The 20589-nt window shown below is 73.1% G+C and carries 20 protein-coding genes and 1 pseudogene; 13 read left to right on the top strand and 8 right to left on the bottom strand.

Translation table 11 applies throughout. The annotated features are described in order from the left end of the window. From ACFPFQ_RS10270 to ACFPFQ_RS10260, 3 genes and pseudogenes are all read right to left on the bottom strand, one after another. A pseudogene (locus tag ACFPFQ_RS10270) lies at positions 1-265 on the bottom strand (hypothetical protein); the annotation flags it as partial. A 112-nt stretch (positions 266-377) separates the two neighbouring features. Further along, on the bottom strand, positions 378-1517 hold the full coding sequence (locus ACFPFQ_RS10265) for a geranylgeranyl reductase family protein (RefSeq protein WP_379617236.1): 1140 nt from the start codon (positions 1515-1517) through the stop codon (positions 378-380). A gap of 56 nt (positions 1518-1573) precedes the next feature. Then, positions 1574-2329: a FadR/GntR family transcriptional regulator gene (locus ACFPFQ_RS10260; protein WP_379617234.1), complete on the bottom strand. Its 756-nt coding sequence runs from the start codon at positions 2327-2329 to the stop codon at positions 1574-1576. Positions 2330-2436: 107 nt separating this feature from the next. On the opposite strand from ACFPFQ_RS10260, the gene ACFPFQ_RS10255 reads away from it, so the two are divergent. The 9 genes from ACFPFQ_RS10255 (at position 2437) to ACFPFQ_RS10215 (ending at position 11160) form a co-directional block, all read left to right on the top strand. Further along, entirely contained in the window at positions 2437-3975 is a 1539-nt protein-coding gene (locus tag ACFPFQ_RS10255) for an ABC transporter substrate-binding protein (protein ID WP_379617232.1), read from the top strand. A gap of 2 nt (positions 3976-3977) precedes the next feature. Next, a complete protein-coding gene (locus ACFPFQ_RS10250; RefSeq protein ID WP_379617238.1) occupies positions 3978-4922 on the top strand; it encodes an ABC transporter permease in 945 nt (314 codons plus the stop codon). Further along, on the top strand, positions 4919-5737 hold the full coding sequence (locus ACFPFQ_RS10245) for an ABC transporter permease (protein WP_379617230.1): 819 nt from the start codon (positions 4919-4921) through the stop codon (positions 5735-5737). Before ACFPFQ_RS10250 ends, ACFPFQ_RS10245 begins: the two co-directional genes overlap by 4 nt. Further along, positions 5734-6711: an ABC transporter ATP-binding protein gene (locus tag ACFPFQ_RS10240; protein ID WP_379617228.1), complete on the top strand. Its 978-nt coding sequence runs from the start codon at positions 5734-5736 to the stop codon at positions 6709-6711. The genes ACFPFQ_RS10245 and ACFPFQ_RS10240 overlap by 4 nt, the downstream gene beginning before the upstream one ends. After that, entirely contained in the window at positions 6704-7558 is an 855-nt protein-coding gene (locus ACFPFQ_RS10235) for an ABC transporter ATP-binding protein (protein ID WP_379617226.1), read from the top strand. The genes ACFPFQ_RS10240 and ACFPFQ_RS10235 overlap by 8 nt, the downstream gene beginning before the upstream one ends. Continuing rightward, positions 7555-8733, top strand: a complete 1179-nt coding sequence (locus tag ACFPFQ_RS10230; protein ID WP_379617224.1) for a M20 family metallopeptidase — start codon at positions 7555-7557, stop codon at positions 8731-8733. The genes ACFPFQ_RS10235 and ACFPFQ_RS10230 overlap by 4 nt, the downstream gene beginning before the upstream one ends. A 122-nt stretch (positions 8734-8855) precedes the next feature. Next, entirely contained in the window at positions 8856-10226 is a 1371-nt protein-coding gene (locus ACFPFQ_RS10225) for an aldehyde dehydrogenase family protein (protein WP_379617222.1), read from the top strand. Positions 10227-10240: 14 nt separating this feature from the next. Further along, positions 10241-11020 (top strand): SDR family NAD(P)-dependent oxidoreductase, encoded by a 780-nt coding sequence (locus tag ACFPFQ_RS10220; RefSeq protein ID WP_379617220.1) that lies wholly within the window; start codon positions 10241-10243, stop codon positions 11018-11020. Continuing rightward, complete coding sequence (locus ACFPFQ_RS10215) at positions 11017-11160, top strand: hypothetical protein (RefSeq protein ID WP_379617219.1); 144 nt, start codon at positions 11017-11019, stop codon at positions 11158-11160. Before ACFPFQ_RS10220 ends, ACFPFQ_RS10215 begins: the two co-directional genes overlap by 4 nt. Here the strand turns inward: ACFPFQ_RS10215 and ACFPFQ_RS10210 are convergent. The 4 genes from ACFPFQ_RS10210 to ACFPFQ_RS10195 all read right to left on the bottom strand — a co-directional run bounded on the left by ACFPFQ_RS10210 (position 11157) and on the right by ACFPFQ_RS10195 (position 15101). Next, positions 11157-11600, bottom strand: coding sequence for a response regulator transcription factor (locus ACFPFQ_RS10210; RefSeq protein WP_379617217.1), 444 nt, complete (start codon positions 11598-11600; stop codon positions 11157-11159). The two genes, ACFPFQ_RS10215 and ACFPFQ_RS10210, sit on opposite strands and share 4 nt — an antisense overlap. An 83-nt stretch (positions 11601-11683) precedes the next feature. Beyond that, complete coding sequence (locus ACFPFQ_RS10205; RefSeq protein ID WP_379617215.1) at positions 11684-12640, bottom strand: hypothetical protein; 957 nt, start codon at positions 12638-12640, stop codon at positions 11684-11686. Positions 12641-12725: 85 nt separating this feature from the next. Further along, entirely contained in the window at positions 12726-13697 is a 972-nt protein-coding gene (locus tag ACFPFQ_RS10200; protein WP_379617213.1) for a DUF4142 domain-containing protein, read from the bottom strand. A gap of 48 nt (positions 13698-13745) precedes the next feature. Continuing rightward, complete coding sequence (locus tag ACFPFQ_RS10195) at positions 13746-15101, bottom strand: ferric reductase-like transmembrane domain-containing protein (RefSeq protein ID WP_379617211.1); 1356 nt, start codon at positions 15099-15101, stop codon at positions 13746-13748. A gap of 479 nt (positions 15102-15580) precedes the next feature. On the opposite strand from ACFPFQ_RS10195, the gene ACFPFQ_RS10190 reads away from it, so the two are divergent. The 4 genes from ACFPFQ_RS10190 (at position 15581) to ACFPFQ_RS10175 (ending at position 18999) form a co-directional block, all read left to right on the top strand. Continuing rightward, the gene (locus ACFPFQ_RS10190) at positions 15581-16129 is read left to right on the top strand and encodes a hypothetical protein (RefSeq protein ID WP_379617209.1); all 549 of its coding nucleotides are present in this window, start codon (positions 15581-15583) and stop codon (positions 16127-16129) included. Between the two features lie 97 nt (positions 16130-16226). Beyond that, positions 16227-17168, top strand: coding sequence for a 2-hydroxyacid dehydrogenase (locus ACFPFQ_RS10185; RefSeq protein ID WP_379617207.1), 942 nt, complete (start codon positions 16227-16229; stop codon positions 17166-17168). 20 nt (positions 17169-17188) lie between these two features. Further along, the gene (locus ACFPFQ_RS10180; RefSeq protein ID WP_379617205.1) at positions 17189-18277 is read left to right on the top strand and encodes a D-alanine--D-alanine ligase family protein; all 1089 of its coding nucleotides are present in this window, start codon (positions 17189-17191) and stop codon (positions 18275-18277) included. A gap of 38 nt (positions 18278-18315) precedes the next feature. After that, entirely contained in the window at positions 18316-18999 is a 684-nt protein-coding gene (locus tag ACFPFQ_RS10175; protein ID WP_379617203.1) for a M15 family metallopeptidase, read from the top strand. On the opposite strand, the gene ACFPFQ_RS10170 is transcribed toward ACFPFQ_RS10175, so the two are convergent. Continuing rightward, the coding region (locus ACFPFQ_RS10170) for an HNH endonuclease signature motif containing protein (RefSeq protein WP_379617201.1) at positions 18996-20589 on the bottom strand (1594 nt) is incomplete at its 5' end. The two genes, ACFPFQ_RS10175 and ACFPFQ_RS10170, sit on opposite strands and share 4 nt — an antisense overlap.

The raw sequence follows: 20589 nt of genomic DNA, 5'->3' as shown, positions 1-20589 counted from the left end.
CGGCGGCGGCAGCGGCGGACTCGGCGGCGCGCCGGCGCGCCCGGCTCTGCTCCATCACCAGCTCGGGATCACCCGGTTGGCCGTACGGCGCGCCGTTGCCGTGGGCCGCGCCATTGCTGTAGGGCGCGCCATGTGGCGCGTTCGGGGCACCGGTGGGACGGCCGTCGGCCATCACCGCGCCCGGGCCGAATGCTGCGGGCGCAGCATCCTCCGGGACGTCACCCGCCCCGGCAACGCGCCGCCCGTTTGCGACATCACCGACCATGGCTAGCTCCCCCTCGCGCCGGTACTGGCCGACCGGTCGTCTTCCGTACAACGACGGACCTGGGCGGAAGGCGCGGTCGAATGCCCGTTCTCGAGCGCAACTGTGGCGCCCATCACACTCGTCCGAGTGAAAGTTGCGCGTAACTGGCCAGTACCCGTCCCAGAGCGTGAGCGGGTGCGGTGCCGCGGCCGAGCCCCAGATCGACCGCGGCGTCGAACACCCGCTGGTTGCGGGCCGCGGCGATGATCGCCGCGTCGAGGAAGCGCGGGTGCGGGATCAGGCGCGCCAGCACGGCGCCGTCGCGGTGGTGGGTGCCGAAGGTGTGGTGCATCGCCCGCCGGTGCTCGGACCCGGCAGCAGCACCGAGCAGCGCCGCCCGTCCGGCCAGCACGCCGGAGGCCACGGCGTCGAAGATGCCCTCCCCGGTGAGCGGGTTGACCAGCGCTGCGGCGTCACCGACGAGCAGGACGCGACCGTCGGGATGGTGGCGGGGACCGATCGAGAGCGGCAGGTGATGGGCCCGCACCGTCTCGGGCTCCGGGTCGTGGCCGGGCAGCAGCGCCGCCATCGCGGCGAGCATCTCCTGTCGGGAGCCACCGCCGCGCTTGTCGAACACCCCGAACCCGACGTTCGAGCCGCCCCCGGCGATCGGGAACGACCACGCGTAGGCCGGGTACCTCCCCCGGGCGAACTCGATCACCAGCGCGTCCGGGTCGACGGTGCTGGGCGCGTACCCGCGGATCGCGACGGCGGTGGCGGTCGGAGGCGTGCGCGGGGCGCCGAGCAGGCGGCGCACCGTCGAGTTGGCGCCGTCGGCACCGATCACGGTGCGGGCGGCGAACGTGTCGTCGAGCACCACCCGGTCGGCGAGCACCTGCATGCCGCGGACGCGGTGGCGGTGCAGCTTCGCCCCGCGGTCGACGGCCGCGGCCACCAGGTGGGCGTCGAACACCGCCCGCGGGATCACGTGGTTGGGACGCGCGCAGGTGCGGGCCACGACGCGCCCACCGGGGCTGCGCAGCACCATCCCGGGCACTGCCGGCCCGAGCGATCGCACGCCCGGCACCCCGAGCGCGTCGAGCAGCTCCAGCACGTGCGCGGCGATGCCGTCACCGCAGGTCTTGTCGCGGGGGAAGTCCGCCGCGTCGAGCAGGGCGACGCTGGCGTCCGGGCGCAGCTGCAGGACCCGCAGTGCGGCCGCGGCGCCCGCGGGCCCGGCCCCCACCACGGCGACGTCGACGATCTCGTGCACCCGTCAAGGTGTACGCGACAGGTTCTCGAGCCGCTCGGACGGGGTGCTCCCGCCGCTCAGTCCAACAGCGCATCCAGGAGCTGTTGCTCCTCGTCCGCGACGTAGCCGGCGTAGTAGGTGTGCAGCGTCCGGCGGGCCAGTCGCGATGCGCGCTGGCCGTCGCGGCTGCGCACGGCGTCGAGCACCTCGGTGTGGTGGCCGAGCGACTCGACCATGAGGTCGCGCCGGTCGGCGGCGTGGGCGATCTTGTGGGAGATCAGCCCCAGGACGACTCCCCGCACGACCTCGCCGCACACCTGGATCAGGGTGCTGCGGCTGGCGCGGGCCACCACCTCGTGGAAGGCGACGTCGGCGCGGCTGAACGCCTCGTAGCCCTCGTCGATCGCCGCCGCCATGGCGGCCAGTGCGGCGTCCATCTCGGCCAGCTCCGCGGCACTGGCCAGCCGGGCGGCGAGCTGGTTGGCCGAGCCCTCCAGCAGCATCCGGAACTGCACGAGCTCGCCGAGCCCGACGCCCTCCACCCGCACCATCCGGGAGATCGACTTGCGCAGCGTCTCCGGTGCGAACGGCATGATCTCGGGCCCGCGGGGGTCGCCAGGGCGCGAGCGCACCATCCCACCGCTCTCCAGCACCCGCAGCGCCTCGCGCACGGTGGAGCGGCCCACCGCGAACTGCGCCATCATCTCGCGCTCGCTGGGCAGCCGTTCGCCCGCGACGAGCTGGCCGCGCAGCACGCGGTCCTCGACCTGCTCGACGATGCGCTCGTAGGCCCGCACCGGGCGGACGGGCTCGAACGGTGGCGACTCCGGCAACGTCGATCAGCCTCCCCGGTGTTTGCGATTGACCTGTGTCGGACCCCGTGTCAGGGTGACGCCGCACTGAGGCTACTGGTCTGACCAGCCTTCGAGAGGATCTTCTGGTGAGTCGATCGCACTTCCGTACCGCGGTGGCGCTACTCGCCGGAGCGGTCCTTGCCGCCACGGCCGCCTGCTCCGCGGGCTCCACTGCCCAGGGTTCGGGGACCCAGGGCACCCAGGGCCCCGGTGCCAACGCGGCCCTGACCATCGGCCTCACCGCGGAGCCCGCCAACCTCGACTTCACGAAGACCGACGGTGCGGCCATCCCCGAGGCGCTGCTGGTCAACGTGTACGAGGGCCTCGTCAAGATCGACCAGGACACCGGCAAGATCGTGCCGGCGCTGGCCGAGTCCTGGACGGTCAGCCCGGACGGCCTCACCTACGACTTCACGCTGCGCCAGGGCGTCACGTTCTCCAACGGGCAGCCCTTCACCGCGAGCGACGTCAAGTTCAGCATCGAACGCGTCAAGTCCGCCGACTGGACCGTCTCGCTGAAGTCGGGCATGTCGGTGGTCTCGTCGGTGACGGCGGTGTCGCCGACCCAGGCCCGGGTCGTGCTCAGCCAGCCCAGCAACAACTGGCTGTTCCGCATGACCACGCGCATCGGCGCGATGTTCAGCCCGTCCGGTATCGCCGACCTGGCCAACAAGCCGGTGGGCACCGGGCCCTACGAGGTCACGGCGTTCCGCCACGGCGACGCGCTGGAGCTGACGGCCCGCGCGAACTACTGGGGCACCAAGCCGGCGATCGGCAAGGTGACCCTGCGGTACTTCAAGGACGCGACGGCCGCCACCAACGCGCTGCTCACCAAGGGCATCGACGTGATCGGCACCGTCCAGGCGCCCGAATCACTGGCCCAGTTCACCAGCGACAAGCGGTTCCAGGTGATCGAGGGCACCACCAACGGCGAGGTCGTGCTCGCCATGAACAACACCCCGACCGCGCCCACCGGCGACGTCCGGGTCCGGCAGGCCATCGCGATGGCGATCGACCACAAGGCGCTGCTCGACACGGCCTGGGCCGGGCGCGGTGCCCTGATCGACAGCATGGTGCCGCCGACCGACCCCTGGTACGAGCCGCTGCCCGACGTCACGCCGTACAACCCGGACGCCGCGCGCAAGCTGCTCGCCGAGGCCGGCAAGCCCGCGCTGAAGCTGCGCTTCCGGATCGCCAACCTGCCCTACGCCGTGGCGTCGGCACAGGTGGTGCAGAGCCAGCTCAAGGCCGTGGGCATCGACGCGCAGATCGAGCCGATGGAGTTCCCGGCGCAGTGGTTGCAGCAGGTGTTCAAGAACGCCGACTACGACCTGTCGATCGTCTCGCACGTCGAGCCGCGCGACATCTCCACGTTCGGCGACCCCAGCTACTACTGGCGCTACGACAACAAGCAGGTCGCGGCGCTGCTGGCCCAGGCCGACAGCGGTCCGGCCGACCAGCAGGTGGCCACGATGAGGCAGGTGGCGCGCACCATCGCGCAGGACGCGGCGGCCGACTGGCTGTTCCTGCTGCCCAACCTCATCGTGGCGACCACCGACGTGAAGGGGCTGCCGAAGAACCGGATCGGTGAGGCGCTGGACCTGACGACCCTCTCGCGCGCCTAGTGATCGTCTCGCTGGCGCGCCGGGTCGCCATCTTCGTCGTCAGCCTGCTGGTCGCCTCGGTCGTCGTGTTCCTGTTCATGGCGGTGCTGCCCGGCGACCCGGCGCGGGTGGCGCTGGGCGTCAGCGCCACCGACGACGCGGTCGCGTCGCTGCGGGCGGAGTTCGGCATCGACCGGCCGCTGCCGGTGCAGTACCTGGACTGGGTCGGCGGGCTGCCCACGGGCGACTTCGGCCGCTCCTACGTCACGCACTCCGACATCGGGCCGCAGGTCCTCGACCGGCTGCTGGTCACGACCTGGCTGGTGCTGACGGGCATGGTCGTGTCGATCGTGGTGGCGGTGCCGCTGGGCGTCGTCGCCGCGGTGCGCCACCGGCGCCCCAGCGGCACGATCATCTCCGGGCTGTCTCAGGTGGGCGTCGCGGTACCGAGCTTCCTGGCCGGGATCCTGCTGGTCACGGTGTTCGCGGTGCGGCTGGGCTGGCTGCCGTCGGGCGGGTGGACGCCGCCCGCACAGGACCCCGGCGCGTTCGTGCGCGGGCTGATCCTCCCGGCGCTCGCGCTCGGGCTGGTGCAGGCCGCGGTGCTCACCCGCTACGTCCGCTCCGCCGTGCTCGACGTCCTCGGCGAGGACTACCTGCGCACCGCGCGCTCCAAGGGCCTCACCCCGGGCCGCGCGCTGGTGCGCCACGGGCTGCGCAACGCCGCCGTCCCGGTCGTCACGGTGCTGGGGCTGCAGCTCGCGACGCTGCTCATCGGCGCCGTCGTGATCGAGCGGGTGTTCGTGATCCCGGGCCTGGGCAGCCTGCTGCTCGACGGGGTCGCCAACCGCGACCTGCTGCTCGTGCAGGGCGTCGTGATCGTGCTGGTGCTGGCGGTGCTGATCGTCAACTTCGTGGTCGACATCCTCTACACCGTGCTGGACCCGCGGCTGCGGAGGAGCACGTGAGGCGCGGGCCGGGCGCCAGCACGCTCACCGGCGGTGTCATCGTCGGTGTCGTGGTGCTCACCGCGCTCGTCTCGTTCGTCTGGACGCCCTACGACGCGATCCAGATCGACGCGACGGCCCGGATGGCCTCCCCCGGCGCGGCCCACTGGCTGGGCACCGACGTGTTCGGGCGCGACGTGGTCAGCCAGCTCATGGTGGGCTCGCGCACCACGCTGTTCGTCGGCGTGGTGGCCGTCGGGATCGCCGCGGTGATCGGCACGCCGCTGGGCGTGCTGGCCGGGATGGCCCCGCGCTGGCTGGGCGAGCTGGTGATGCGCGGCAACGACCTGGTGCTGGCCTTCCCCGCGCTGCTGCTCGCGATCATGTTCGGCGCGGTGTTCGGCCCGAGCACGCTGACGGCGATGGTCGCGATCGGCATCGCGACGATCCCGTCGTTCGCCCGGCTGGCCCGCAGCGGCACGATGCAGGTGCTCGCCACCGAGTACGTGCTTGCGGCCCGGGCCGCCGGCCGCCCGCGCCCGGCCATCGCGCTGCGCCACGTGCTGCCCAACACCGCGGGGCTGCTGCTCGTGCAGGCGTCGGTGTCGTTCGCGATCGCCGTGCTGGCCGAGGCGGCACTGTCGTTCCTCGGTTTCGGCACCCGCCCGCCGACGCCGTCGTGGGGGCGGATGCTGCAGGAGTCGCAGCAGGTCCTCTACGTGCACCCGGAGCTGGCACTGTGGCCGGGACTCGCGATCGCGCTGGCCGTGCTCGGCTTCAACCTGCTCGGCGACGGGCTGCGCGACCGGTTCGACCCGAAGCTGGAGCGCCGGTGAGCGCGGGGTCGGCACCGACGCTGCAGGTCAGGGGCCTGAGCGTGGGGACGTCCGCCCTCACGCTGGTCTCCGACGTCGCGTTCGAGGTCGCCGCGGGCGAGCGGGTCGGGCTGATCGGCGAGTCCGGTTCGGGCAAGTCACTCACCGCCCTGGCGGTGGCCGGGCTGCTGCCCGACGGCGTGCGCGCCACCGGTTCGGTGCGCCTCGCCGGCGTCGACCACGACCTCGTCGGCGCGTCGGAGCCGCAGCTCGCGAAGGTGCACGGCGCCGCGCTGACCATGGTCTTCCAGGAGCCGATGACCGCGCTCAACCCCGTGCAGCGCGTCGGCGACCAGGTTGGCGAGGTGATGTTGCTGCACCGCACCCACCCGGATCGGCGAGCGGCGCGCGCGGCGGCGATCGAGATGCTCGCGCGCGTCCGGCTCCCCGATCCGGCCCGCGCCGCCCGCGCCTACCCGCACCAGCTCTCCGGCGGCCAGCGCCAGCGCGTCATGATCGCGATCGCGCTGGCCAACGACCCCGCGGTGCTGCTGTGCGACGAGCCCACCACCGCGCTCGACGTCACCGTGCAGGCGCAGGTGCTCGACCTCATCGTCTCCGGGGTCGCGGCCCGCGACGCCGCGCTGCTGTTCATCACCCACGACCTCGCGGTGGTCGCCACCGTCTGCGAACGTGTCATGGTCATGTACGGCGGCCGGATCGTCGAGACCGGCCCGGTGGCCGAGGTCTTCACCGCACCGCGCCACCCCTACACGCGCGGGCTGCTCGACGCCTCCGACCTGGCGGTGAGCGACGCCGGGCGGCTGCGTACCATCCCGGGCACCGTGCCTGCCGCCGGCCGGTTCCCGGACGGGTGCGTGTTCCGCAACCGCTGCGCCCATGCCACGCCCGAGTGCGCGGTGCCGCCGGCGTGGAGCCCGCGGCCCGCCGAGGGCGGGTACGCCTGCTGGCACCCGGTGGGTGCCCATGCCTGAGTCGCCGAACCCGTTGCTCAGCGTGCGCGAGGTCCACCGCCGCTACCGCCGCCCCCGAACGTCGCTGTTCGGTGCGCGCCCCGAGGTGCACGCGCTGCGCGGTGTCACGTTCGACGTGGCCGCGGGGCAGCGGTTCGGGATCGTCGGCGAGTCGGGCTCGGGCAAGTCGACGCTGATCCGGCTGCTCTGCGGGCTGGACTCCCCCACCGCGGGCACCATCACGTTCAACGGCCGCGACGTCGGCGGGCAGCCGGAACGCCGCCTGGGGTTCCTGCGCGACGAGGTGCAGGTGGTCTTCCAGGACCCGATGGGTTCACTGGACCCCCGGATGCGGGTACGCGACATCGTGGCCGAACCGCTCGCCCGCAAGCGCGGCGTCGACGTGCCCGCGCGGGTGCGCGAGCTGCTCGACGCGGTCGGGCTGCCCGCCGACGCCGCCGACCGCTATCCCCACCAGTTCTCCGGCGGCCAGCGCCAGCGCATCTCGATCGCCCGCGCGCTCGCGCCACGGCCGTCGGTGCTGGTGGCCGACGAGCCGGTCAGCGCGCTGGACGTGTCGGTGCGCGCGCAGATCCTCAACCTGCTCACCGACCTCGCCGAGGCCTACGAGCTGACGCTCGTGTTCGTCTCGCACGACCTCGCGGTGGTGCGCCACGTCTGCGACACGATCGCGGTGATGCACGACGGCGCGATCGTCGAGCTGGGTCCGGCCGCCCGGGTGGCCGACGCACCCGAGCATCCGTACACGCAGCGGCTGGTGGCGGCCGTCCCCACGATCAGGGCGGCTCTGGCCGGACGCACCGCGGCCGATCTCGCCCACGGGAACCCGGTGCAGGAGAACACATGACCTTCCCCGTCGACGAGCGATCCGTCGTGGAGCTGACCCAGGCGCTGGTGCGCCTGCGCACCGTCAACGAGCCGGGGCTCGGGGAGGCCCCGGCCGCTGAGCTCGTGGCGGCGACGATGCGCGGGTTCGGCTGGGAACCGGAGATCACCGAGGTGGCGCCGGGTCGGCCCAACGTCGTCGCGGTCGTCGAGGGCGGGCAGCCCGGCCCGACGCTGATGTTCGAGGGCCACACCGACGTCGTCACCGAGGGCGACCTGGACCGCTGGACCGTCGACCCGTACGGCGCCGAGATCCGCGACGGCAGGCTGTACGGCCGCGGGTCGGCCGACATGAAGTCAGGTGTGGCCGCGATGATCCACGCCACCCGCGCGCTGCAGCTCGCCGGCCCGTTCCCCGGCCGCGTGCTCGTGTGCGCGCTGGTGGACGAGGAAGGGCTGATGCTGGGCGCGAAGCAGTTCGCCACCACCGCGGTCGCCGCAACCGTCGGCGGCGCGATCATCTGCGAGCCCGAGGAGGGCGAGATCTGCACGTCGGCGAAGGGCGCGGTGCGCGTGCGCGTCGACCTGCTGGGTGCGATGGCGCACGGCGCGATGCCCCAGCACGGCCGCAACCCGGTGGCGCCGCTGGGACGGCTGCTCGTCGCGCTCGCCGGGCTGCAGGAGCGGCTGCAGGCCGAGCACGGCGTCCACGAGCACCTCGGGCCGGTCTACCTGACGCCGACGGTGCTGCGGGCGGGCGCGCTCGACCAGATCAACGTGATCCCCGCGCGGGCCACGGTCGCGATCGACGCGCGGACGATCCCCGGAGTCGATCACGCGCTGCTCGTGAGCAGCATCGCCGCGCTCGCCGAGGAGGCGGGCGCACCCGACGGCGTCACCGCGCAGGTCACGGTCGTCGACGACCGGCCGTGCGTGGAGATCGCGCCCGACCACCCGCTCGTCGTCGCGCTGGCGGGGGCGCACGAGAAGGTGGCGGGCGAGCCGGCCCGCTACGGCGGGGTGCCCGGCGCCACCGACGGCACGATCCTCACCCGCGACGCGGGCATCCCCACGGTCGTCTACGGGCCGGGAGGGAAGTGGATCGCGCACCAGGCCGACGAGTTCGTGGAGGTGGAGGACATCGTGCGGTGCACGCACATCTACGCGGAGGCCGCCGACCGGTTCCTGCGGTCATGACGGCGCCGTTCGAGCCCGACCCCGGATTGCAGGAAAGCCACTTTCCTGCAACGTCGTTGCGGCAAAGTGGCTTTCCTGCAACGGGGAGGACGCCGGCAGGCCTCCCCATCGGCGACAGCTGGGTGCCCGCCGCCACCACCGACGTCCGCTTCCCCTACGACGGCTCGGTGATCGGGCAGGCCCCCGTCGGCACCGTCGCCGACGCCCGGGCCGCGCTCGACGCCGCGGTCGCCGTCCGTCCCGCGGCGGCCGCGGTGGCGTCCCGGACCCGGCGCGACATCCTGCTGCGCACCCGCGACGCGCTCGCCGCCCGCCGCGGCGAGCTGGAGCAACTGCTGGTGCTCGAGACCGGCAAGCCGCTGATCGACTGCCGCATCGAGGTCGACCGCTCGCTCGTGACGCTCGAGGCGTCGGCGGAGGAGGTGTCGCGGCTGCACGGCGAGACCGTGCCGCTGGACCTGCTGCCGTCCGGCGATGGCCTGATCGGCTTCTGGACGCGCCGCCCGATCGGTGTGGTCATCGGGATCACCGGATTCAACTACCCGCTGCTGCTGGCCGCCCACAAGGCCGGTCCGGCGATCGCCGCCGGCTGCCCGATCGTGATCAAGCCCGCCCCGCAGACCCCGCTCGCCACGCTGTGGCTGGTGCACGAGCTGCGCGAGGCCGCGGTGGCGTGCGGGGCGCCCGCCGCGCTGGCGCAGCTGGTGACCGGCGGCGTCGATGTCGGGTCGACGCTGGTCACCGACCCCCGGATCGGTGCGGTGTCGTTCACCGGGTCGGCCGCGGTCGGGCACCGGATCGCGCGCGACGCCGCACCGCGCAAGGTGCTGCTGGAGCTGGGGTCCAACGCGGCGCTGGTCGTCGCCGCCGACGCCGACCTGGACGCGGCGGCGTCGGCGATCCTGCGCGGCGCGTTCTACGCGTCGGGGCAGGCGTGCATCTCGGTGCAGCGCGTGCTCGTCGAGGACGCGGTGGCCGACGCGCTGATCGACCGCCTCGCCGCGGGCCTGCCCGACGTCGCCGTCGGCGACCCGCGGGAGGAGGGCACGCGCGTCTCGGCCCTGATCGACACCGCGTCTCAGGAGCGGGTGGCGGCCTGGGTCGACGAGGCCGTCGCCGCGGGTGCGACGCGGATCGGTGACGTCCCGGCGATGCTGGTCGACGTCCCCGACGGTGTGCTCGCCTGGGACGAGGAGATCTTCGGCCCGGTCGTCTGCGTGCGTCGGGTGCCGGATCTCGACGCCGCGCTCGACGCCGTCAACGCGTCGCGCTACGGACTGCACGCCAGCGTCTTCACCTGCTCGCTGGCATCGACGTTCCGGGCGATCGACCGCCTGGAGGTCGGCGGCGTGGTGATCAACGAGGTGCCCGGCTTCCGCTCGGACACCATGCCCTACGGCGGCGTCAAGGACTCCGGTGCCGGCCGCGAGGGCCCGCGGTTCGCCGTGGAGGAACTGACCGTCACGCGCATGGCCGTCATCCGACCGGCCTGAATCGGGGGCACCTGATGGACTACACCCGGCTCTTCCGGCTCGACGGCCGCCGCGCCGTCGTCATCGGCGCGGGCAGCGGGATCGGCCGGGAGGCCGCGATGGCGCTCGCGACCCACGGCGCGGACGTGCTGTGCGCCGACCGGGACCTCGACGCCGCCATCGCGACCGCATCGGGCATCGGCCTGGCGGGGCTGCGAGCCACGGCCCACCACCTCGACGTGCTCGACCGCGCGGCCGTGCGGGCCGCGGGCACCGAGCTGGGGGCGGTCGACGTGCTGGTCTTCACCGCAGCCACCAACGTCCGCAAGCGGCTGCTGGCCTACGCCGACGACGAGTTCGACCGGGTGGTGGACCTCAACCTGCGGGCCTCGTTCGACCTGATCCGCGCGTTCGGCGGCCCGATGGCCGAGCGCGGTCGTGGCTCGATCATCGGCTTCTCGTCGATCCGCGCCGTCACCGTGGAGCCCGGGCAGGGCGTCTACGCGGCGACGAAGGCCGGGCTGGTGCAGCTGCTGCGCACCGCGGCGGCCGAGCTGGGCCCGCGCGGGGTGCGCGTCAACGCGATCGCGCCCGGGGTCGTCGAGACCCCGCTGACCGCGCAGATCCAGGCGGACCCGGAATGGCACGGCGCCTACGCCGCGAAGAGCGCGTTGGGGCGCTGGGCGCAGCCCGAGGAGCTCGCCGGGGCCGTGGTCTACCTGGCCTCGGACGCCGCGAGCTTCGTGACGGGCAGCGTGCTCACCGTCGACGGCGGCTGGACGGCCGTGGACGGGCGCTACGAGCCGCCGGGGTGAGCCCAGCCGGCGGGCTACCCGACGTCAGCAAGGTGGCCTTCCTGACGCTCAACGTCTGGAGGGCCACCCTGCTGACGTGGGGGATGGCGGGCCGGACCGGCTCCACCTCGGTCCCTGCCCACCGGAACGGCAACGGCTAGCCGATCACCCCCTCCCGGATCGCCAGCACCAGCAACGAGCCCCGGTCCGCCACACCGAGGCTGCGACCGAGCCGGCGCAGTGTCGTGCCGACGAGCACGTGCGGCAGGCCCAGCTGCCGTGCGATCTCCTCGTCGGGGCAGCCGTCCGCGGCGAGCTGGAGGTACTGCTGCTCCCGCGAGGTCAGTACCCGCGTCGGGCCATGCAGCCCGCGGAGCCGCCGTTTCCGCGGCGGCGGGCCGTCCACCGGACCGCGCGGCATCGGGACGGTGACCGGCCCCGAGCTCGCGGCGAACCGCTCCCGCGCGGTCTCGGCCACCGTCCGCAACGCGCACGGCCACGGGGTGTGCCGGGCACCGGTGCCGCCGTTGGTGCACGAGCGGCACCGGAGCTCGGTGTCGGGCACGTGCTCCTCGAGCATCCGGAACCAGACCTCGACCATCGGGGCCAGTGCCGCAGCAGTGCCTATCTCGGGTGCGCCTGCCTCGGGAACGGGCGTTGGATCGCGTCTCGGTGCCGAGGAGCTCATGAGACCGTGATGCGCACCGAGTCGACGGCCGGGGTCTGGTTGGCGCGCTGCATCATCGGGATGCGGTGCGAGCCGTCCCCCGCCCACGACGTGCACTGCGCGGTGCCCTTCGACGGCAGGCCGGGCACGGTCACCGACACGGTGTCGGGGGTGGCGCCACCACCGCCGTCCTGGGTGGCGAGGAAGAAGTCGGGCACGGGCGCGGCATCGGGTGCGGCGGTCGTGCTCGGCAGCATCCGGCAGGCGGTGTGGAAGTGCCCGCGCTGCAGGCCGTCCGGGGTGAGGAACGAGCTCTCCAGGTAGTAGCCACCCGCCGCCGCACCGAGGAACCGGTCGCGGACCAGGTTGCGGGTGCTCACCTTGATCGTGAACGGGGTGCCGGCCGCGATCGTCGTCGGGGCGTCGGTGATGAGCAGCGACGGGCTCTTGTCCTCGTCGGCGACCTCACCGAACTCGGTGCTGACACATGCGGGGGCGATCTGGAACCCGGTGTGCGGCGTCAGGTCGCTACCCGTGCAGTCGCGTCCGAGCAGGTCGAGCCCGTTGTCGACCGGTGGGGCCGGCGCAGCGCCACCTGATGTGGGGGCGGGGCTCGTCGTCGCCGGCGTCGTCGTTGCGGCCGGGGCCGTCGTGGGTGCCGTACCAGAGTTCGGGGCGGTGGTCGGGGCGGTTCCGGGCGCCACGGTGGGCGCCACGGTGGGTGCCGGAGCGCCGTGACCGGCGTGTCCGCCGTGCCCGGCCGCACCGGTGCCGGTGCTGCCGGTGCCGGTGCCGGTGCCGGGCGGGGACTGCGACCCCTTCGGGGTCGCGCCGTAGGCGGCGTCGCAGGCCGTGGGCAGGATGCAGACGAGGATCGCCAGCACCACGATGCCCAGCCGGCGGCGGCTGCTGCGCTGTCTCTCGATGGCCTCCTGCAGGGCGGGGGTCGGTTCGGGTATCGGGTCGAGGGGCATGGGGTTGTTCCGATCGGGGTCGCTGGGGAGCGGACCGGCGGGCGGGGACCCACCGGCGGGTCCGGCGCGGAAGAAGGCTGGGGAGCTAGCGCCGGACGGCGTGACGCGGGCCGGTGGCTTCGACGGCACCGGCACCGGACTGGACGTGGCGCGACCGGGTGGCCGTGCTCGGGGCAGGACTGCTGGTGATGACGGGAATCGGGCCCGTCTCCTCGACCGATCCCTCGCGCGGTCGGCGCTGCGCGGGGATCGCGGCGACGGCACGAGCGGGGGTGGGGGTCGGGTTCGGCTCCACCTCGACGATGGCGGGTTGGCGGGTGCGCCGGTTCTCCCGGCCCGGGAGCTCACCGCGGCGGCGGCGCAGGCTCAGCGCCATGCCGACCGCGGCGAGCAGGGCCGCGACGAACACGAGTATCGGCACGATCAGGTCGGCCATCGACCGGTCACCGGCGAGCAGGCCGGGGGTGGGCGGGTCCGGCAGCTTCGCGTAGTCGACGAGCCCGCTGTCCTCGAGGTGCTGGATGTGGCCGCGCACGAACTTGTCGGCGGTGTCGGCGAACTGGCGGATCAGCTCGTTGCGGGTGCTCACCCGCACCTCGGAGATGATCGGCAGCACGATCCCGTGCGCCTCGCGCAGCCGCTGGATGAACACGCGGTCGTAGTCGGAGCCGCTGGCGGCGGAGATCTCCTGCATCCACGCCGTCTGCTGGGCGCTGGCGCTGGTGGGCAGCAGGACACCCAGCTGGTCGGCGACCTTGCGGACCTCCGCGTCGAGGGTGGCGTGCTCGGTGGAGATGACACGTCCGACCTCCTTCACGGCGGGGTTGACGGCCTGTTGGGCGGCCTGCTGCCCGGTCGGGCCCTCCCACAGCCCGGCGAGTCGGACCTTCACGAGCAGGTCGCGGTCGGCGGGCCCGAGCGGGCCCCACTGGGTCTGCACCCAGCCACCGGTGCCGGGCGCGCCCGTGGACCACGACTGGACGACCGACACCGTCACGGCGAGCACCACCGCGGCCAGCACGGAGACGCGCAGGAACCTGGGGATCCGGCGGAGCATGGAAGACGTACCTCTCTCGGGGAGACGTGCAGTGCCAGTGGGGCGCGATCAGACGAAGTCGAACAGTTCGGTGTGGATGCGGGTGGCGGCGACGTCGAGGACGTCGAGCACGTCGAGTGCGCTGTCGACGAGCGCCGGTGGCCCGCAGAGGAAGTAGTCGAGGTCGCCCGGGTCGGGCACGGTGCGCAGCACCACGGACATGAGGCTCACGCCCAGGTCGCCGGTGTGGCCGTGCCAACCTTCGTGCGGGCGGCGCAGCACCTCGGTGACGACCAGGTCGAGGGTGGACTGCAGGAAGCCGAGCTCCTCGCGGAACAGCAGGTCATCGGGCGCGCTCGCCACCACCACCAGCCGGTAGGGCCTGCGGTCGCCGCGGTCGGCCGCGGTGCGCAGCATGCTCATCATCGGGGTCACCCCCACCCCGCCGGCGATCATGACCAGCCCCTCGCAGGAGCCGATGTCGCTGGTGAACGCACCGTGCGGGCCGTCGACCCACACCGGGCTGCCGGGCGGCAGCGACCGCAGGGTGCGCGTGAAGTCGCCGTTGTGGCGCACCGTGAACTCCGTCAGGCCCAGGTGGGCGCTGGAGGCGATGCTGAACGGGTGCTCCTCCGCGGTGAGGGTGCGCTCGAGGCGGATCCAGGCGAACTGCCCGGGCGCGAAGGCCCAGCTGTCCAGGCCGGCGTGGCGGCCGCCGCGGGGTTCGAGCACCAGGGTGCTGACGCTCGGGCTCTCCGGACGCACCTCGTGCACCACGAACTCCGTGGACGGGTCCAGCAGCGCCCGCCACACCCAGCGGTACACCCCGACGCCCGCGACCAGCGCCAGCAGCACGACGACCGCCACCTGCATGACGGTGGTGCGGACGATGTGGTCGAGCAACCACACGTGCACGGCCGACGCGACGATCACGACCGCGCCGAGCAGCACGTGGATGCCCCGCCACACCTCGTAGGGCAGGCGCAGGCGCCTTCGCAGCACGCTCGTCACGACGAGCGCGACCAGCGCGACCGTCGCGCTCACGGCCGCGACCGCGCGGGCCGGCGCGCTGGCGACGTTCAACAGCGCGACGTTGGCCGGGTCCGCCGCCACGACGCAGGCCAGGTGCGCCAGCGTCAGCACGGCCGTGCTGACACCGAGGAAGCGGTGGACCTCGATGACGGTCTCGATGCCGAACGCCCGGTTGAGCGACCGCAGCCGGCTCGGCAGGATCGCCGCGCAGACCATGGCCGAGAGGGCGAGCAGGCCCGAGATGACCGACAGCCGGTGCCACAGCGGCCCGGGTGGGGCGACGGCGAGCCACAGCAGCGCTGGACCGGCGATCACCACGCCGAGTGCCGAGAGGTACATCCTGCGGACGGACCTCTCGCGGTCCATCATCGACTCGATCCTGACCTCGCTCATGGCGGCTGACCGTAAGAGCCCGGTGCGCGCCCGGGTTGCGAACCTGAGAGCGCCATGGGCCCGAAGCGGCGTCAGGCGCGACGAATGGTCGCGAATTGCTCCATCCGTCCCACGAATTGCGCCGGATGCCGGGTAACGCCTTCAGCATGTGCTCGTCCGAGCACGGTCGGACACCGATCGGACCCGTTCGGCGATCCGCCGGTGCCCGCTGTATCCGCTTCCGACCGGTCGGCGACCGATGACCGGATCAGTGGCAGCGGCGGGTGGGCGAGCGGAGCACCAACCCGCCTGAGAGCCACCGTCGGCGTCCGGAGCAGGACGTTGAGACGAACGGAGCAGCGCGCGCCCGGCCGGCGCGTCCGGAGCGCCGCGGGCCGGCGCGGCTCCTCAGCGTCGCGACCCGGACGCAGCGGACCTCCTTACGGTCAGCGCGCCCTGCTCCCCCTCCCGAACAGCTCCCCACCAGAACAGGACCCGCCATGACGACCCGATCGCTTCGATCCCTTCCGGCGGCCACCGTGCTGCTCGCCGCGCTGATCCCCCTCGCGGCCTGCGGATCGACGATGCAGGCGGTCCCGGCGCGCGAGGCACCCCCGGTCGGCGGCGCCGCCGTGGCCGGGCCGCCCCCCGCGGGCGGGCTCGCCGCGACCAGCACGTCGTTCGGCACGGTCGTGACCAGCGACGGTTTCACCCTCTACCGGTTCGACAAGGACAAGCCGAGCCCGTCGACGTCGACCTGCACCGGCAGCTGCGCCACGAGCTGGCCGCCGGTGCTCGGCGACGGGGTGCCGGCGGTGCGGGGCATCCCGCAGCAGCTCATCGGCACCGTCGGACGTCCCGACGGCAGCCAGCAGCTCACGCTGGGCGGCTGGCCGCTCTACCGCTTCGCGAAGGACGCCGAGCCCGGCGATGTGAACGGTGAGGGTGTCAACGGCGCCTGGCGGGCCGTCGGCGTCGACGGGAAGCCGGCGGCCGCGCCGACCCCGGCTCCCACGCCTGCCGAGAGCGGTGGGAGCTCCGGCTACTGAGTGCCTCATCTCCGCCTCGCGGCGAGCGCGACGACGGGCATTGTGGATACGGTCAGGTCTCCGGCCCGCCATCACCCGCCGACCACTGAGGAGTGCCGTGCCCCGCCCGATCGTGCTGATGCCCGCCCCGATGCTCGAGTCCGTCGTGGACAGCTGCGCGGAGCGCTTCGAGCTCCTGCGGCTGTGGGAGGCCGACGACCGCGACGCGGTGCTCTCCGCGCGCGGGGCGGAGGTGCGTGGCGTCGCGACCGGTGGCCAGGTCGGGCTCGACGCGGACCTGATGGACCGGCTGCCGAACCTGGAGATCATCGCCAACTTCGGTGTCGGCTACGACAGCGTCGATGTCGCAGCGGCCACCGAGCGCGGCGTCGTCGTCACCAACACCCCCGGCGTGCTCGACGACGAGGTGGCCGACACCGCGTTCGGGCTGCTGCTCATGACCGTGCGCGAGCTGGGCCGGGCCGAGCGCTACCTGCGCGCGGGCCGCTGGGCCGCCGAGGGCGCCTACCCGCTGACACCGGCGTCCATGGCCGGGCGCAGCCTCGGCATCCTCGGCTTGGGCCGCATCGGCGAGGTGATCGCGCAGCGGGCCGAGCTGTTCGGCATGACCGTCTCATACCACAACCGGCACCGCAAGGACGTGCCGTACCGCTACCACGCGTCGCTGCTGGAGATGGCGGGCGAGGTCGACACGCTGCTCGTGGTCGTGCCGGGAGGCGAGGCCACCCGCAACATCGTCGACGCCGAGGTGCTGAAGGCGCTCGGCCCGGACGGCATCCTGATCAACATCGGCAGAGGCACCGTCGTCGACGAGACGGCACTGATCGAGGCGCTGGGCACCGGCATCATCCGCAGCGCGGGTCTGGACGTGTTCGCCGACGAGCCGCGCGTGCCGCAGGCGCTGATCGACCTGGACAACGCCGTGCTGCTGCCCCACGTCGGTTCGGCGAGCGTTCCGACGCGCCGCGCGATGGGTCAGCTGGTCGTCGACAACCTCGCGGCCTGGTTCGAGAAGGGCTCCGCGCTGACGCCCGTGTAGTCCCCGTTAGCGTGACGGGCATGGCCAAACCCCGTGTTGCGGTGCTCTTCGGCGGTCAGAACTCCGAGCACTCCGTGTCGTTGCTGGGCGCCGGGAGCGTGCTGGCCGCCATCGACCACGAGCGCTACGACGTGATCCCGATCGGCATCGACCGCGAGGGCCGGTGGGTGCTCGCCGCCGAGAAGCAGCGCTTCGAGGTCGAGGGCAGCACCTGGCCCGCCGTGGAGGGTTCCGGCACCGAGGTGGCGCTGCCGACCGCCGGGCTCGTGGCCTTCGAGCCCGGCCAGGTGCCGGTGCAGCTCGGCGCCGTCGACGTCGTCTTCCCGGTGATGCACGGCGCCTTCGCCGAGGACGGCACCGTCCAGGGCCTGCTGGAGCTGGCCGGCGTGCGGTACGTCGGGTCCGGGGTGCTCGCCAGCGCCGTGGGCATGGACAAGGCGTTCATGAAGACCGTGATGGCCGCGGCCGGGCTGCCCATCGGCGGCTACGTCGTGGTCACCGACCGGGCCTGGCGGCTCGAACGCGAGCGCGTGCTCGCCGACGTCGATGCGCTGGGCTGGCCCGTGTTCGTCAAGCCCGCCCGCGCCGGTTCCAGCCAGGGCATCTCCGCCGCGCGCGATCGCGACGAGCTGGAGACGGCTGTCGAGTTCGCGCGCACGCACGATCCGAAGGTGCTGGTGGAGGCCGCGATCGTCGGCCGGGAGATCGAGTGCGCCGTGGTGGAGTCGCCGGCCGACGAGCCGCCGCTGGCCAGCGCCCCCGGCGAGATCCACGTCGAGGACGGCCACGACTTCTTCGACTTCGAGGCGAAGTACGAGCCGGGGAAGATGGACGTCACGGTGCCGGCCGACATCCCCGCCGACGTCGCCGAGCAGCTGCGGACCATGGCGGTGCTCGCGTTCGAAGCACTGGGCTGCGAGGGCCTGACCAGGGTCGACTTCTTCTACACCCCCGACGGTCGGCTCGTCTTCAACGAGATCAACACGATGCCGGGCTTCACCAGCCTGTCGGTGGCGCCGCAGCTGCTGGCGCACTCGGGCATCAGCTATCCCCAGCTCGTGGAGCGCCTCATCCAGCTCGCGCTCAACCGGCGGGTCGGCCTGCGCTGATCGCGCCCGGGGACGTCGTGAGACCGCGTGGGGGGAACGTGCAGAACGACAGTGCGGGGCCGGGATCGTCGGAGATCGTGTTGATGGCGGATCCGCTGGTGGTGGCGGTGTCGGTCCGCGACAACGGGGAGCGGCTGCTCGACGTGCGGGAGTGCGACACGCTCGTCGTCTCGGCGTTGATGGCCGATGGCGATGGGGCGTACGCGAAGGCCCGGTCCGGGGTCGTGGAGCGGCTGGTGCGCGCCGGGGAGGCGCTGCCGACCGGACTGCGACTGATGATCTTCGAGGGCTTCCGCCCTCCCCCGTTGCAGCGCCAGATCTTCGATGGGTACCGAGACTCGCTGCGCCGCGCGAACCCGGACTGGGACGACCATCGCCTGCGCATGGCGGCGAGCCGCTACGTCAGCCCACCGGAGCTCGCGCCGCACAGCGCGGGGGCGGCGATCGACCTCACCCTCTGCACCGATGACGGTGTGGAGCTCGACCTCGGCACGCCGGTGAACGCGACGCCGGAGCAGTCCGACGGTGCGTGCTACACCGGCCACCTGGAGATCGGAGACCACGCGCGGCGCAATCGGGCGCTGATGGGCACGGCGCTGCAGACCGCGGGTTTCGTCAACTACCCGACGGAATGGTGGCACTGGTCCTACGGCGACCGGTACTGGGCGCTGGCCACCAACGCCCCGGAAGCGATCTACGGGTCGTACCCCGACCAGCTCTAGAACGGTGGGAGGTCGTCGAGATCCACCGCTGGTGGCGGCGGTGGATCGGGCTCGCGGGCACAGGGTGGCTCGAGGATCGGCCGGTCGAGCTTCGCGCCCGAGCGGTCGGTCACCTCGGGTTCCTCCTCTCGTGGGATCGGCTCGGGTAGGTCGGGCCCGATCGGGGCGCCCCGGGTGCGGTAGACCCGCCCCAGCGGGGAGCGCCACACGAAATGCCCCGGCACCGGCTGCCACAGCCGCCGGCCGCCGCGGTGTTTGAGCGCATGATGAAACGCGCACAGGCAGTCCAGGTTCTCCTCGACGGTCTGGCCGCCGAACCGGTAGTCGCGGGTGTGGTCCAGCTCGGTACGCACGGCGTGGCGGCGGCATCCCGGCCCGACACAGGTCCGGTCCCGCATCCGGACGTGGCGCTCCAGGGCGGCGCGGGCGAACCGGGCCCGCGGATCGGTACCCGCTGTCGCATCCGTGCGGCGGGCGTACTGGTTGGCGATGTCGGTGATCACGGTCGCCCAGTGGTCGGGGAGATCGCTGCGCGCGGCCAACTCCTGCAACAAGGTCAGCGGGAGGTGGATCTCCACGACCCCACCCCGGCATGCCGACCCGGGCGTGGCCGGGCAGGGGCGGCGGGTGGTGATGCCGCCGTGGACCAGGTAGCCGTCGGGGTCGGTGATCGCGAACCACCACTGCGCGCTGCGCTGGCGGCGCACCAGTTCCCGTGCCTGTTCGGCCAGGACCGGGCCCCACCGGGGCAACTCCGCCGGATGATCATCAAAGCCGAGCAGGGTCGCGACCCCGACCCGCACCACCACACCCTCCCGAGGACCGGCGGGTGCGGGTCGAACGCCCACCGGTTCATGATCCAACCCGAACCCGTGCGCGCTCGGCTGTGGCTCCGGCTCGGTCGGCTCCGATGCGATCGGCTCCGATGCGATCGGCTCCGATGCGATCGGCTCCGGCACGCTGCTCGGCGGCGGCTGCTCCGACGAACCCGATGGCTCCTCAGCAGCAGCGGCATCAGCGTCACCCCGGGCGGCGGCATCTTGGGCGGCGGCATCTTGGGCGGCGGCATCTTGGGCGGCGGCATCTTGGGCGGCGGCGGTGCGGCCCTCGGCGACCATCACCGCGATGATCTCCGCCCGCCCCAACCCCGTCAGGCTCCCATCGAGCAACCGCACGAACAGATCCGCACGGACCTGCTGCACCGTGCCCGGATGCCCCGCCCGGCGGACAGTGTCCGCGAGATCCTCCACCCGTGCCGCGGCTGCAGCCGCCTCGGTCGGGGTCAACCCATGTGCGGTCATCGTCGCCGTGCCATCCGGCGCCAGATGGCCGGTGACACCACGCTCCCGGACCGCGGCCTGGTACTTCTTCCGTGCATACGACCGATCCACGGCCAGGACTTTCCGCAGCAACCTGCCGGCCAGCTGTCCGGTGGTCCAGCCCTGCGCGGACGATACGAGCCGGGTGCAGATCACCGCGATCTGGCGGTCGGTGAGGTCAGCGAGGTAGTCGGCGAACACGCGCGCCTTGTGATGATCCAACCGCCCCGCCCACAACGCCGCGTGCACGAGCGGCAACCGGTTGACCAAC

It is taken from the genome of Pseudonocardia sp. GCM10023141, assembly GCF_042653605.1.
The sequence above is the reverse complement of the archived record's forward strand: the minus strand, read 5'-3'. Positions and strand labels throughout refer to the sequence as shown.

Coding starts and splice junctions, on each gene's coding strand:
- ACFPFQ_RS10205 (WP_379617215.1), bottom strand. CDS start 12,640: ATGCCCCTCGACCCGATACCCGAACCGACCCCCGCCCTGCAGGAGGCC.
- ACFPFQ_RS10190 (WP_379617209.1), top strand. CDS start 15,581: ATGACGACCCGATCGCTTCGATCCCTTCCGGCGGCCACCGTGCTGCTC.
- ACFPFQ_RS10210 (WP_379617217.1), bottom strand. CDS start 11,600: ATGGTCGAGGTCTGGTTCCGGATGCTCGAGGAGCACGTGCCCGACACC.
- ACFPFQ_RS10180 (WP_379617205.1), top strand. CDS start 17,189: ATGGCCAAACCCCGTGTTGCGGTGCTCTTCGGCGGTCAGAACTCCGAG.
- ACFPFQ_RS10230 (WP_379617224.1), top strand. CDS start 7,555: ATGACCTTCCCCGTCGACGAGCGATCCGTCGTGGAGCTGACCCAGGCG.
- ACFPFQ_RS10220 (WP_379617220.1), top strand. CDS start 10,241: ATGGACTACACCCGGCTCTTCCGGCTCGACGGCCGCCGCGCCGTCGTC.
- ACFPFQ_RS10235 (WP_379617226.1), top strand. CDS start 6,704: ATGCCTGAGTCGCCGAACCCGTTGCTCAGCGTGCGCGAGGTCCACCGC.
- ACFPFQ_RS10195 (WP_379617211.1), bottom strand. CDS start 15,101: ATGAGCGAGGTCAGGATCGAGTCGATGATGGACCGCGAGAGGTCCGTC.
- ACFPFQ_RS10200 (WP_379617213.1), bottom strand. CDS start 13,697: ATGCTCCGCCGGATCCCCAGGTTCCTGCGCGTCTCCGTGCTGGCCGCG.